Below are 12,953 nucleotides of genomic sequence, written 5' to 3'. Positions count from 1 at the left end.
AGCTTGCGCATTGCCCCCTCGGAAGCTCCTTAAGGACGCTGAACTTCGTTGATTCTTTTTTTTGACGGGCACACGCCCGTCCCAACATATGTCATGCTTCGGCTGCGCTCAGCAACCGTGCTTCGGTCATACTTCGACAGGCCCAGAAGGGTCCGCCCAAGTAACCGACATTAAAATATTGAAGATCTAGGTGGCCATGGCGACGGGGCCCACCCCTTTCCATTCCGAACAGGGAAGTTAAGCCCGTTTGCGCCGATGGTACTGCCACACCAGGTGGGAGAGTAGGTCGCCGCCTTCCTTGAAGCCCCTCACACAACGTGAGGGGCTTTTTTGTTTTTTTGGGGTTATCTTTGCACCATAAAAACATCTTTTAAACGATACCATTGAGTTCCCAATCCAATCCAGTCTTACTCGAGGAAAAATTAAATGCCTACTCCCATGCCCTGGGAATCGTGCTCGCGGCCATAGGAGGAATCTTTTTATTTCAAAACGATTTGGGAGCCGAGCCTTTTATGAAAGAGAGCATTGGTGCCTATGTAGCTTCGTTACTTTTATTATTTACAGCATCAACCATATATCACGCGGTGGTAAATCCAAAGTTGAAGAAGCGACTTAGGATTTTAGACCATATTAGTATTTACTATTTGATTGCAGGGACCTACACTCCAGTATGCCTCTCTGTGTTGTTGCCATCCAAAGGATGGTTGTTGTTTTATTTGGTCTGGGGCATTGCACTGTTTGGAACGGTACTTAAAATATTCTTTACTGGTAGGTTTGAGGCGTTTTCTTTAGTGCTCTACGGTGTTATGGGGTGGTTGATTGTCATTGACCTCCCTTACTTAATGCAGCATATGTCTGCATCAGGACTATTTTACCTGTCGTTGGGTGGTGCATTTTATACCATTGGAATACTTTTCTATGCGGTAAAAAAAATACCATATAATCATTTGATATGGCATTTTTTTGTTTTGGGTGGTGCTATAAGTCACTGGTTGCTTATCTTTCAAACTTTGAAAGAATAGAAAAATTAGTCAATCAACCAATCGTCAGTACTAATATGATAGTCACTTTCAGTGGCAATGAATATGGATTCGATTTTGTCAGAAATCAAATAAGCCTTTTGATTATTTGCAATTACTTCCCTGATATAATCATCATATCCAACAATGTTTTCATATTTCTTAATTTCCACTTGTCCGACTTGAAGTGGACTAGTTGAAAAGGCTTCGTAAAATTCCCAAGATTTAATTGCTTCGGGCAATTCTGGAATTTGAATAGTAGTTATCTCTTGACTATTAAAAATAAGTTCCCAACTGTATGGAATATAGTCTTCATCAATAATGGTCGTTCCCAAGGTTATTTTTCCCAAAATATCATCGGTACTATTTTTTTGAATGGATATAGTGCTCCCATCCAATGAATAATCCAGAGTCCAATCCAAAGGGGATAGCGTACTTTGAGGCAAGTCCGTTTGATAGGTATAATAATTTCCCAATGATAACTCAAAGGCATGATTCTCAAAGATTTGATTGTAAAAGTAATGTATCTTGTTTTCCGACATGATGCTGCTTATTCCAGTGTCTATCCGGTGGTAAAAGTTATTTTCGAAGTCACTTTGATCAAAATAACCAAAGACTCTATAATTAAAATTTGTACTACCTGTATTAGAGAAATTGTTGATTTGAATCTCTCTTTTCTCGACGCCTTTATCTGTAAAGTCAGCAAATGATATAATGTCATCTTCATTTATATCCCATGTTGTTGTTAAGTATTTGTAATCATTCGTGCTTAAATTCCGTTTTACTAAGTACAGGGAGTCGGTTGAAGAATTGTTGCAATCAATGCAATTGAACCTATCTATTGTGATAATCTCTGGATTGCTTGGGGTCCATGCACCGAGATACCTATTTCCGAAAATTTGAATTATGTCATCTTCCGCATCTTCATACCCTGAAGCTTGAAACGTATTCGTTCCACTATAGTTCTCAAATAAAGCATAGCTTCCTAGATTAATCTGAGGTAGTAAGGAGGATGTGATGCTGGCAATAGTGCTGAATTGTGCCCCATAAGGTGTTAGTTTGGCAAATGTCAGCATAAAAGGTTCATTTTCAGAGATATCTTCTAAAGTGGAAACTGTAATACTACTATCTGTTGGCTCTACTTTTTTGACCCCAAGAAGTTGACCTTCCATAGTGGAGGCAAATAGGTAGAACTCAATAAGATTTGGGTTAATATATGTTTCTGGGATGTTAATGGTAACCAATGTTTTTTCCGTAACAATGGTAATGGTTTGTTCAAGTGAGGAAGTATTTCCAGAAGTATCTATTGCATCTACACGAAGCGTATAATTTTGAGCTTTTTTGGTCAAAGCTTTAGCTGTATACACCGATAAATCAACAATTATCCTAAACGGTGCACTGGTGTCCTCACCAACTTTTTCATTGTCAATAAAAGCCTCGACTTTATCTATTCCCTTCGCATCTTCAGCGCTGATATTGATTTCCATCTGGTCCCCTACCACTATAGGGGATGAATCACTGGAAGCTCCCGAAATAGTGAAATCGAGTGTCGGAGCTACAGTATCTGGCTCTGGGGTTGGGTCCGCGGAGTCTAAGGAGCAAGAGTAAAAAATACCAACAGCTAGCAATGGCAGTATAGTGGAGCGTAAAAAATTCATATAGTTAGTTTAGTTGATGGGAAAAATAACTCTTTTAGGTAAAAAAAATCCTTTTTCACTCTAAAAAAGTAAGAAAAATCGTTAATCGGCAACACTGGGGTATAGTGGTCTCTCTAAACCAGATACGCAATTCCAATGCCTAAAATAATGACCACCACCTTGCGCAGATTGAACTTGTGACCCTGGGAACTTTCAAAAAGGATAATAGTGGAAATATGGAAAAATACCCCAATGGTCAAAGCCGTCAATAAATGCCCATAATCCTGTATCCACGACACAGTGGACAGGTAACTTCCCAAAGGCGTCATCAGCGAAAAGGCTCCGATAAAGAGCAAAACAGTCCCCAATTTCATCTTTGAATTGATTAAAAAGATACTTAGAATAATAGCTATGGGAATCTTGTGGATAACAATCCCGTAAAGTATGGAGTCGTTATCGTGTATTGGCACTCCTTCGACCAAGGCATGTATGGATAGACTCAAGAACAACAGTGTAGGGAACTTATTTTCTTGTATTTGGATATGCATATGCCCATGTTCGGCACCTTTGGAAAAGAACTCCAAAAATACCTGTAATAAAATCCCTCCCAAGATGTATAGGGCTATTATTTTGGGGTCATGGTCATGATACACTTCGGGCAATAGCTCAAAAAATGTCAGCGATAATAAAAAGGCTCCACTAAAGGCCAGCAATAGCTTTATATTATCGTTGTTCTTTGGTTTGGTGAACCAAACAAATCCAAAACCGAACCAAACGGCCAAAATGGGAACCATGTAAATAATAGCGGAAGGAAAATCCATATCGGGAATTAAAGGGGCAAAAATAACCTATTTTTGCGGAAAGATTTTAGGATAGTATGGCAGGGAATTTTAAAATGATGGCAAAAACGCTCTACGGGTTCGAGCCCATATTGGCAAAGGAGCTTCGTAATTTGGGTGCTGGACATGTGGAGGAGGGTGTTCGTAATGTTACTTTTGAAGGTGATACGGGTTTTATGTACAAGGCCAATTTATGCCTAAGGACCGCTTTAAAAGTCTACAAACCCATCAAAACCTTTCAAGTCTTCAATGAGAAAGATCTTTACAGGCATATTTATGAGTTGGATTGGCCCTCAATTTTTGATGTGGAAAAAACCTTTGCCATTGATAGTATTGCCAATACCGAGGTCTTTGATAATTCCATGTTCGTTTCCTTAAAGGCCAAAGATGCCATCGTGGACAAGTTTAGGGCTGTGATGCACGATCGTCCCAATGTGAAGACCCAAGACCCTGATATCCGAATCAATATACATATCTATAAAAACACCTGTACGGTTTCGTTGGACAGTTCGGGCAACTCCCTGCACCAAAGGGGGTACCGTATTTTGACAAACATAGCGCCCATCAATGAGGTGTTGGCTGCAGGATTATTGCTTAAGAGTGGTTGGGATGGCCAAACGGATTTTTTGGACCCCATGTGTGGGAGCGGGACTTTCTTGGTGGAAGCTGCCATGATTGCTTGTAATATTCCAACGAACATCAATAGGGAATCCTATGCTTTTATGCACTGGAAGGATTATGATGCCGAATTGCACCAGAAAATTGTGGATGCCAGCTTAAAAAAGGTCAGGGAATTCCACCATAAGATCATAGGGTACGATAAGGCTCCTTCTGCGGTACGAAAAACACAGGAGAACGTGGATCATGCGAATCTATCGGATTATATCTCGGTGGAACGCAAGGACTTTTTTAGGACCGAGAAACCCGTGGAAGGGAAATTGCACATGGTCTTTAATCCACCGTATGGGGAGCGCCTGCCCATTGAGATGGAAGAGTTTTACGGAAGGATAGGGGACACCTTAAAGCAAAACTATCCTGGTACGGAAGCCTGGTTGATTACCTCCAACCTAGAGGCATTAAAACACGTAGGCTTGAAAACCTCGAAGAAAATAAAGGCTTTTAATGGGAAACTGGAAGCTCGATTGGTGAAATATGATATTTACGAGGGAAGCAAAAAGGATAAAAGTCAGGGTGATCATTAAGGCTGTGTGGCAAAAGGGCTAGTCCATTGCCCTAAAAAATAATGGTAGGAAAAAGCGAAAGAATTGTTTAGATTTGGAGTGTGTTTAAAACACAACTAACTAACTCAACCAAATTTTGTGAAAGGAGTCCCAGCAGGGCTCCTTTTACTTTTCCGACCAAATGGCCAGTTCGTTGCCCGATGGATCCCTAAAATGAAAACGCTTTCCTCCGGGAAACTCAAAGATTTCCTTGCTTATGGTCCCTCCGTTTTGAATCACTTTTTCCTGGATGGCTTTAAGGTCGCTATGATGAAGTACCACAAGTGCACCATTCTTAATGGGTTCTGCACTCAGTTCAAAACCACCTGCGATTCCAACCTCGGAAAACGACACATAATTCGGACCATAATCCGTAAACTCCCATCCAAAGACCTCATGGTAGAAAGTTTTGGTCTTCTCTAAATCCGTTGCTTTGAATTCGATATAATCAATAGGGGTTTTCATTTACTGTTCGGCTTCGGGTTGCTTCTTTTTGGATTTTTTATATAGTGGGATAAAGTAGGAGATGGAGTAGTTGTAATTCACCCCAAAGTTGCTTCCGTCGGTCACTTTATTGAATCCGGGAATCCAGAGATTGGGAAATTGTTCATCCTCTGTATTGGTGATCAAAAATCCCAGTCGCGCACTCATGCCCACAAAAATATTGGCAAAAAGTTCCACTTTCGCCCCCACGACAAACTCCAACCACGAGGCAGAAAGGCCACTAAATTCACGGTTAGGGTTTTCTCCCGGTAAAAATTCCTCGTTGAAAAATTGGTTGGTCTCGTACAGACTGTAATCGTTCAGGGTTTGGGTAAAGCTGGCAAAGGCATAACGCCCCCCAATGGTAATGGCGTTGTTCATCCCATACCAATTGGTGTAGGTATTAACGTCCACCCCGGCCTTAATGTAACTTCCTGAGGTCTCGTAGTCGTACAACAGTGTGTTGAGCAGGGTTTCGTCCTGCTTTTTGGTCTCGTTCCCGATTTCGGCCGCGAGATATAGTTTTTGGGTCAGCCGATAGTCGCCCACCAATTCCAGTCCGGTGTAATCCTCATCTGCGAAGGAAAGCACCAATTTACTGATATCGGCACCCACACGAAGTCCATATTTTTCCTTGTACTCCACGGTGTCTTTTTGGGAAAGGTCTATGGGTTCGCTCTGGGCCAGTGCGAAAAAGGGCATGAGGCCGAATAAAATCTTAGTGAAATATCTTGACATGGATGTTATCGGTATTTTCTACATTGGGCTGAACGACCCTAATATCTTGAATCCAGTTTTCGGCACCCTCGGTCAGGGTCACTGAAATGTTATTGTAATTGGTCACAAATCCGCAGGCTCTTGATATAAAAGCTTCCCCAAGTTCATAGGAAATGGTCAGGGTATCGATATTCCCGATTTCCTCATCGGTTTCATCATCGTCGTCCGAGCCGGAGATAATTTGGTACATGGTGGTCACCGCATTGCTCCGTAAGGGTACCTGTAGCGAATCCGGTGAATTGGACCGGTCACCAAAGGTTGAATTGGTTAGTACGCTATCAATATCAATACTTTTGATGCGAATGGAAGGCACGGCCTTGGCGGCTGTGGTGTCGTTCACATCAAAAAAGCCCAACACCAATAAAGGGGTGTCTCCATCAACACAGATGTCGTCCTTTTCGCAGGAAGATACCCAGTAAAATAGAGCGGTGATAAGTAGGATGGGGATTAGTTTCTTCATTCTGTTTACCTGAGGGTTTACGTTCAAATGCTAGACCCGTTTTTCCAAAAGTACAACATTTTCAACGTGGTGGGTCTGGGGGAACATATCCACCGGCTGCACTTTGACAACTTGATATTGTTCTTTCATCAATGCCAAGTCCCTTGCTTGTGTGGCACTGTTACAGCTTACATAAACAATCTTTGGTGGTCCCACTTGCAATAACTGCTCTACCACCTGTTTGTGCATACCATCCCTTGGCGGGTCGGTGATAATAACATCTGGTTGGCCTTGGGCAGCAATAAAATCATCATTAAATACATTCTTCATATCGCCAACAAAAAATTCTACATTGGAAATTTGGTTGTGCACCGCATTGGCCTTTGCATCGGCAATCGCTTCTGGAACGGATTCAACACCGACTACCTTCTTGGCATCTTTCGCTACAAACTGGGCAATGGTGCCTGTTCCTGTGTATAGATCATACACCAGCTCATTTCCCGTAAGCCCGGCAAAATCCCTGGTTACTTTGTAAAGTTCGTAGGCTTGGGCTGAATTGGTCTGGTAGAAGGATTTCGCATTGATTTTGAACTGTAAGCCCTCCATTTCCTCGAAAATATGGTCGCGTCCTGCAAAGCAGATGATCTCTTGGTCATAAATGGTATCGTTGGCCTTGGAATTGACAACATATAGCAAGGAGGTAATTTCTGGAAAGGTATTCTTCAAATGGTTCAGCAACAGCTCTCGTTGCTCCTTATGCTCTTCAAAGAATTGGATGAGCACCATAATTTCGCCAGTGGAGGAAGTACGAATCATCAAAGTCCTTAGTAGCCCTTCCTGTTTTCTTGGATTGAAAAAGCGCAGCCCGTTCTTGTTGGCAAACTGTTTCGTTTCCAAACGGATAGCATTGGAGGGGTCTTCCTGTAAGTGACATTTTTTGATGTCCAGAATCTTGTCCCACATCCCTGGAATATGGAATCCAAGGGCATTTCTGTCCTCAATATCTTTGTCGGAGTCGATTTCTTTCTGTGTTAACCATCGACTGTCAGAAAACGAAAACTCCATTTTGTTTCGGTAGAAATATTGTTCCTTGGAACCCAAAATGGGTTGGGTCGTGGGTAATTCCAAGTTACCGATGCGCTTCAGGTTATTTTCCACCTCTTTTTGTTTAAAATAGAGTTGGTGCTCATAGCCCATGTGCTGCCACTTGCAGCCCCCACAAGTACCAAAGTGCTGGCAAACGGGTTCCGTCCGTTTGTCGGACAGTGTATGGAATTTTGTGGCAACGCCTTCAAAATAGGCTTTTCGTTTTTTGGTGGTCATTACGTCCACCACATCACCAGGTACGGCATTACTGAGGAAAATTACTCGTCCATCTGGTGCTTTCCCCACGGATTTTCCCTTTGCTCCCGCATCTACCACGGTGACGTTTTCAAACGTTTTTCTCCTTCTGTTTTTACGCATGGCGCAAAAGTAAGTTCTTTTTGGTATTTCGGGGAATGCAGCTTCTTAAATTGCATCTAAACTTTTGGTTTTTCCAGCGGGAAAGGCGTGGCGAAAATTATATTTTCATCAATTAATTTGTAATTTGCGGGCACTCCAAGGGATGATTTCTCTCCCACGCTGCTTTTTCGAGACTTCGAAAGAATAAAGGTACAGTAGGAATGGTTATTTTATCAATTTTAATCATTTAATGAAATGGCTGTTTTAGAGCATTTAACATCGCAGCAAGCGATAGATTTGGAAAACAAGTACGGAGCGCACAACTATCACCCATTACCCGTGGTCCTGAGCAAAGGCGATGGGGTCCATGTGTGGGATGTGGAAGGAAAGCAATATTACGACTTCCTCTCCGCGTATTCTGCCGTAAACCAGGGGCACTGTCACCCCAAAATTATTGGCGCCATGATGGAGCAGGCAAAAACCTTGACCTTGACTTCGCGCGCATTTTATAACGATATGTTGGGGAAATTTGAGAAATACGCTACGGAGACTTTTAATTTTGACAAGTTGTTGCCCATGAACACGGGTGCCGAAGCAGTTGAAACTGCACTGAAAATCTGTAGGAGATGGGCATACGGCAAGAAAGGAATTCCAGAAAACCAAGCGCAGATTATTGTTTGCGAGAATAATTTCCACGGCAGAACCACTACCATTATTTCTTTTTCGAATGACGAGGTAGCGCGTGATAATTACGGTCCCTACACCGAAGGTTTTATCAGAATTGAGTATGATAATCTGACCGCTTTGGAGAATGCCCTAAAAAGCAATCCCCATGTAGCTGGTTTCTTGGTGGAACCCATTCAGGGCGAAGCAGGTGTTTATGTGCCTTCGGAGGGTTATTTAAAAGGTGCCAAGGCCCTTTGCGAAAAATATAATGTCCTTTTTATTGCCGATGAAGTGCAAACAGGTATTGCCCGAACGGGACGTTTATTGGCCACCTGTGGCAATTGTAGCTGTGCGGACAAAAACTGTAGCGGCACACCAGAGGTGAAACCCGATATTTTGATTTTAGGGAAGGCCCTTTCCGGCGGTGTTTATCCAGTATCCGCCGTATTGGCCAACGATCCCATTATGGAAGTGATCACTCCAGGGAGCCACGGAAGCACCTTTGGTGGAAACCCTGTTGCGGCAGCGGTGGGCATGGCTGCTTTGGAAGTGGTCAAAGAAGAAAGCCTGGCCGAGAATGCAGGAACCTTGGGAGAACTTTTCCGTGAGGAGCTGAACAAGTTCATCCCCGAGTGTGATTTGGTGGTGAAGGTTCGCGGACGTGGGCTGCTCAACGCCATCGTCATCAACGATACCGAGGACAGCTCCACGGCATGGGATATTTGCATGGCACTCAAGGAAAACGGCCTATTGGCAAAACCTACCCATGGAAACATTATCCGGTTTGCACCACCTTTGGTGATGAACCGTGAACAATTGCTGGATTGCGTGTCCATTATTATAAAGACACTGAACGAGTTTAAAAAGAGTTAAAAGAAAACTGGGGCAAACGCCCCAGTTTTTTATTGTTCTTTGGATTCTATAGACATTTCACAACCAAAAGTGTCGGCGAAAAAGTTATCCAAATCATCGGCTTTAAGCGCTAAATTCTTGATGTTCTCTTTGATTTTTTCAGCATAATCAGTGAAAATATCCGAAAGATGCACGCGATAGGAGAGATAGATTTGGTTATCGTGAATACCTAGATAATAAGGTTCCACGTTGCTTTCCATTAAATGGTTCAATAGTTCTAAAAGGTTTTGTTTTGGTAAATGGTTCAGGGGAGATGTAGCAACCAAATACTCTCTTTTAAAAACGAATATGCGAACCAATGCGCTCCCTTGGTGAAACTCCCAATAATCCCTTCCTGCCCTCCCCAAAACTGGGTTGATTCCTAAATCCTCTAGGGCACCTTCCACAAACTTTGCAAAGTCACTTTTTTCAAATTCTTCCCAAATGGATATATCCAAATGGTTGCCACAATGGGCACAAAACTCCGATTCTTTGTCGGTATAATTGTCACAGGAGTTACACTTTACATTGTAAGTCGATTGGTTTGGCAAATGGGAAAAATCATTTAATTCCTTGATCAAGTCGGTATGTTTTATCCCAAAGCCCACATTGTCCGCATTGGTAAATTTTGATGTGGTAACCCCCACCAGAACACCGGCTTCGTTCAACATGGGGCCACCGGAATTTCCTGGATTGACAGCGGCATCCGTTTGGATGTAACTTCTGCTTCCCATGGGTTGGTTCGGTGACGATACGATACCTTCCGTCACGGTGTACGGCATTCCAAAAGGATATCCATTGATAAAGACTTTCTGTGTATTCACAATCTGGATTTCATGTTGGAGGGAAATATCCGTGTTGGTGTTGGTGAACCCATCTATGCTCAAAAAAGCTAGGTCAACCTCTGGATTTACCATTACAACGCTGGCTACGTACCTGTCTTTTTTATAATCCTCCACAGCAACTATCTTTTCTCCCTTTACCACATGATAATTGGTAATGATATGATTTTGCCCTTTAACGGTAAAGCCACTTCCTGTACCTGAGGCGGTAACAATTTTATATACTGATTTTCTAATATTTTCCACGGTCTTTTATTTCTGGTTAGCTAAAAAATTTTGAAAAGAAACCTTTTCCTTTTTTGGTGGATGATGTGGCACTTGCAATAACTGTTTCACCTGCGGTCCCGTCCAAAAAGGCATAATACGTTTGCAGCAAAAGCGGACGGGCTTCGTCCAGGCTCTTGCTTGAAACTCTTTCGAGCACATCGTAAATGGCATTTTGATGTTGTTCCTCCATGTTGTAGTCATAAATCATTTTTAAAAAAGCGGACTGAAGGTAATAGCAGAGCATCAACTGATTGTTTTCATTAATATAGCGTTCCACGTGGGTTTCCATACTTTTGGCGTGGTTCTGCAATATTTCGTTAGAACTTCTCCACTTGAGGGAAATCAATGATTCTGCATGATACATATCCTGCATAAACTCCTCCTTGGATTTTGCAAGTAGCTTCTGCATGAAGTTTGTTCCTTTATCAATCCTAAAGTTGAAATCAATCTGACCATTAAAGAGGTTGAAGACATATTCCTCCAGCTTGGTTCGGAGCGTTCCATGAACGCAGGACATGTTCACGATTTTTAGAAGGGACAATACTGTAATATCCCATTGATAATCGTTCCATCTCTTTTCCTTAAATTCCTTACTGAACTTTTCATAGTCCTCGAAAACCTCTTGAATCTGCTGCCAAACGGTATCTTTTTCGTCATCGGATAAGGGGGTTGTCTTTGGAGTAGCGAAGAATTCAGCCTGATATTTTTCTATAAACTCATCATCATAATGATCGGTATTTGTACTTATCTCATTCAATACATCGTATACCTTGTACGGTTGACAAAGGGCAATTGGGGTCTCATACTCAAACCATAAAACATCTTGTTTGCGACGAATTTGGGCTAGGGTCAACGGATTGAAATTGATTTCCGCCACTTTTCTGAATAGAGGTACCTTGTTGGTGTTCTCCGTGATTTTTACAAAGGGGGCCTTCACTGAAAACATTTCCTGCGATATGGAGATGCGTATTTCTGCTGAACCTTGCCCATGAACAATTTGGATATCATCGTCCAAAGATTGGTCCCGCAACACATTTGAATTGATGTAATTGATAGTTTCCAATAGGGCCTGCCTGTAATTTTTGGCATCGTAGGCATCCATTGCCTTGCTCCAGTAGGATACATCCATGTGTGGATTACCCTTGCTTTTAATAGGTCTGGAGAACCTAGGTAGTACATGTGACATTAGTATAGGTTAAGAATTAACAAATCAGATTTGGGTGAGGTTGATTTGTCGTTCTTTAGAGGTTGAAGAAAAACAATGTGCTAATATCGTATTTTTTTTAAAGCAAACATCATTTAAATGATTGATTGCCAAATGGGTGTACAATGACGCTTCGTTAACACACGGCTGCTTCCAGTAAACGAAGCTGCTTTTTGTAGGCATTTAACCGGGCCAAGATACCAATGGGAAGCGTTGCATTCTGTGGAATGTGCCCAAAACTCATCCCATACACGGCAGGGATGCCCAAAGGTGCAATCCTGTCCGTTATCACTTCTTTAAGGGTGAAATTATCCGTGGTCCGTTTGCGGTCACATCCTTTGCATACCCCAAATACGATTCCCTTGGCTTTTAAAAAGGTGTCCACTTGGGTGAGTTGGGTCAGCATACGGTCGATTCGGTAGGGAGCTTCCTCCACATCTTCCAAAAAAACGATACGGTCGGTGAAATCAATTTCATAAGGGGTGCCAATCATGGCCGTTACCAACGATAAACTTCCGCCAACGAGTTCACCCTCTGCCATTCCGGGTGTAATGGTATACCTGTAATACTCGCTGTTTCGGTACTGTTTGGGGTCTTCCAGAATGGCATTTTTAATGGGAAGCACTTCTTGGGGCTCCATTAAAACTTTTTTGAAATAGGCTTGGCTATACTCATCGTCCAATGTTTTGCCCACGGGTCCATGAAAACAAACAAGTCCCGTCTTTTTATAAAAGGTGTTGATAAGCGCGGTGATATCGCTAAAGCCAATAAATGCCTTAGGGTTGTTTGCGATGGTCTCGTAGTCCAATAAATCCAAAATTCGGGTGCATCCATAACCGCCTCGGGCACAGAGTATACCATCAATATCAGGATTGGCAAACATCTCGTTGATGTCCTTCGCCCGTTCTTCGTCCGTATTGCTAAAATAGCCGTGATTGCCTTCTATCCGTTCTGTATAAAATGCCTTGAACCCCATTTTTTTAAGGGTATCTACCGCTAGATATATGGACTCTGTATCCAAAGCAAACCCAGGAGCTACCAAGCCAATAGTATCGCCCATTTGTAGGCGTTTGGGCTTTATTTTGGGCAACGGTTTGGCTAAGGGGGCATTACTCCATCCAGTTTGATGCAAAAGGGTGGCTGCACCAAGGGCAGTGGCCGATTTTAGAAAATTTCTTCTTTTGGACATTTATATGGGATTAGGCACCACAAAGATAAAAATCCAA

The 12,953-nt window shown here is 42.4% G+C and carries 12 protein-coding genes and 1 rRNA gene; 4 read left to right on the top strand and 9 right to left on the bottom strand.

The genetic code is table 11. The features are described 5' to 3' along the window. Window positions 1-186: 186 nt before the first annotated feature. Together rrf and trhA are read left to right on the top strand one after the other, a co-directional pair. A 5S ribosomal RNA gene (gene rrf / locus GGE08_RS14000) occupies window positions 187-298 on the top strand. Between the two features lie 85 nt (window positions 299-383). Further along, complete coding sequence (trhA, locus tag GGE08_RS13995) at window positions 384-1,022, top strand: PAQR family membrane homeostasis protein TrhA (protein ID WP_179385501.1); 639 nt, start codon at window positions 384-386, stop codon at window positions 1,020-1,022. Between the two features lie 5 nt (window positions 1,023-1,027). Here the strand turns inward: trhA and GGE08_RS13990 are convergent, their stop codons facing one another. Together GGE08_RS13990 and GGE08_RS13985 are read right to left on the bottom strand one after the other, a co-directional pair. Beyond that, the gene (locus tag GGE08_RS13990) at window positions 1,028-2,677 is read right to left on the bottom strand and encodes an Ig-like domain-containing protein (RefSeq protein WP_179385500.1); all 1,650 of its coding nucleotides are present in this window, start codon (window positions 2,675-2,677) and stop codon (window positions 1,028-1,030) included. Window positions 2,678-2,790: 113 nt separating this feature from the next. After that, window positions 2,791-3,477, bottom strand: coding sequence for a ZIP family metal transporter (locus tag GGE08_RS13985; RefSeq protein ID WP_179385499.1), 687 nt, complete (start codon window positions 3,475-3,477; stop codon window positions 2,791-2,793). A 56-nt stretch (window positions 3,478-3,533) separates the two neighbouring features. Here GGE08_RS13985 and GGE08_RS13980 point away from each other — a divergent pair, with 56 nt between their 5' ends. Further along, entirely contained in the window at window positions 3,534-4,697 is a 1,164-nt protein-coding gene (locus GGE08_RS13980) for a class I SAM-dependent RNA methyltransferase (RefSeq protein ID WP_179385498.1), read from the top strand. A gap of 144 nt (window positions 4,698-4,841) precedes the next feature. Here GGE08_RS13980 and GGE08_RS13975 read toward each other — a convergent pair whose 3' ends face one another. From GGE08_RS13975 to rlmD, 4 genes are read right to left on the bottom strand one after another with little or no spacing between them, the layout of a single operon-like run. Then, window positions 4,842-5,180, bottom strand: a complete 339-nt coding sequence (locus GGE08_RS13975) for a VOC family protein (protein WP_179385497.1) — start codon at window positions 5,178-5,180, stop codon at window positions 4,842-4,844. Then, window positions 5,181-5,936 carry a DUF6048 family protein gene (locus tag GGE08_RS13970; RefSeq protein WP_179385496.1) on the bottom strand — a complete coding sequence of 252 codons (756 nt, stop codon included), beginning with the start codon at window positions 5,934-5,936 and terminating at the stop codon, window positions 5,181-5,183. It abuts the gene before it with no gap. Beyond that, window positions 5,917-6,435 (bottom strand): DUF6452 family protein, encoded by a 519-nt coding sequence (locus GGE08_RS13965; RefSeq protein ID WP_179385495.1) that lies wholly within the window; start codon window positions 6,433-6,435, stop codon window positions 5,917-5,919. The genes GGE08_RS13970 and GGE08_RS13965 overlap by 20 nt, the downstream gene beginning before the upstream one ends. Window positions 6,436-6,465: 30 nt before the next feature. Then, window positions 6,466-7,878 carry a 23S rRNA (uracil(1939)-C(5))-methyltransferase RlmD gene (rlmD, locus tag GGE08_RS13960; protein WP_179385494.1) on the bottom strand — a complete coding sequence of 471 codons (1,413 nt, stop codon included), beginning with the start codon at window positions 7,876-7,878 and terminating at the stop codon, window positions 6,466-6,468. Between the two features lie 234 nt (window positions 7,879-8,112). Here rlmD and rocD point away from each other — a divergent pair, with 234 nt between their 5' ends. Beyond that, the gene (gene rocD, locus GGE08_RS13955) at window positions 8,113-9,396 is read left to right on the top strand and encodes an ornithine--oxo-acid transaminase (RefSeq protein ID WP_179385493.1); all 1,284 of its coding nucleotides are present in this window, start codon (window positions 8,113-8,115) and stop codon (window positions 9,394-9,396) included. A 29-nt stretch (window positions 9,397-9,425) separates the two neighbouring features. Here the strand turns inward: rocD and GGE08_RS13950 are convergent, their stop codons facing one another. The 3 genes from GGE08_RS13950 to GGE08_RS13940 all read right to left on the bottom strand — a co-directional run bounded on the left by GGE08_RS13950 (window position 9,426) and on the right by GGE08_RS13940 (window position 12,916). Continuing rightward, complete coding sequence (locus GGE08_RS13950; RefSeq protein ID WP_179385492.1) at window positions 9,426-10,502, bottom strand: trypsin-like peptidase domain-containing protein; 1,077 nt, start codon at window positions 10,500-10,502, stop codon at window positions 9,426-9,428. A gap of 16 nt (window positions 10,503-10,518) precedes the next feature. Continuing rightward, window positions 10,519-11,709, bottom strand: coding sequence for a hypothetical protein (locus GGE08_RS13945; RefSeq protein ID WP_179385491.1), 1,191 nt, complete (start codon window positions 11,707-11,709; stop codon window positions 10,519-10,521). A 154-nt stretch (window positions 11,710-11,863) separates the two neighbouring features. After that, window positions 11,864-12,916, bottom strand: a complete 1,053-nt coding sequence (locus GGE08_RS13940) for an LD-carboxypeptidase (RefSeq protein ID WP_179385490.1) — start codon at window positions 12,914-12,916, stop codon at window positions 11,864-11,866. Window positions 12,917-12,953: the final 37 nt, after the last annotated feature.

The organism is Allomuricauda sp. ARW1Y1 (assembly GCF_013407935.1).
Lineage (GTDB): Bacteria > Bacteroidota > Bacteroidia > Flavobacteriales > Flavobacteriaceae > Flagellimonas.
The sequence above is the reverse complement of the archived record's forward strand: the minus strand, read 5'-3'. Positions and strand labels throughout refer to the sequence as shown.

Bases quoted from the DNA above. Each gene is read 5' to 3' on its own strand.
- GGE08_RS13940 (WP_179385490.1), bottom strand. From the start codon at position 12,916: ATGTCCAAAAGAAGAAATTTTCTAAAATCGGCCACTGCCCTTGGTGCA.
- GGE08_RS13970 (WP_179385496.1), bottom strand. From the start codon at position 5,936: ATGTCAAGATATTTCACTAAGATTTTATTCGGCCTCATGCCCTTTTTC.
- GGE08_RS13985 (WP_179385499.1), bottom strand. From the start codon at position 3,477: ATGGATTTTCCTTCCGCTATTATTTACATGGTTCCCATTTTGGCCGTT.
- rlmD (WP_179385494.1), bottom strand. From the start codon at position 7,878: ATGCGTAAAAACAGAAGGAGAAAAACGTTTGAAAACGTCACCGTGGTA.
- GGE08_RS13965 (WP_179385495.1), bottom strand. From the start codon at position 6,435: ATGAAGAAACTAATCCCCATCCTACTTATCACCGCTCTATTTTACTGG.
- GGE08_RS13945 (WP_179385491.1), bottom strand. From the start codon at position 11,709: ATGTCACATGTACTACCTAGGTTCTCCAGACCTATTAAAAGCAAGGGT.
- GGE08_RS13990 (WP_179385500.1), bottom strand. From the start codon at position 2,677: ATGAATTTTTTACGCTCCACTATACTGCCATTGCTAGCTGTTGGTATT.
- GGE08_RS13980 (WP_179385498.1), top strand. From the start codon at position 3,534: ATGGCAGGGAATTTTAAAATGATGGCAAAAACGCTCTACGGGTTCGAG.
- rocD (WP_179385493.1), top strand. From the start codon at position 8,113: ATGGCTGTTTTAGAGCATTTAACATCGCAGCAAGCGATAGATTTGGAA.
- GGE08_RS13975 (WP_179385497.1), bottom strand. From the start codon at position 5,180: ATGAAAACCCCTATTGATTATATCGAATTCAAAGCAACGGATTTAGAG.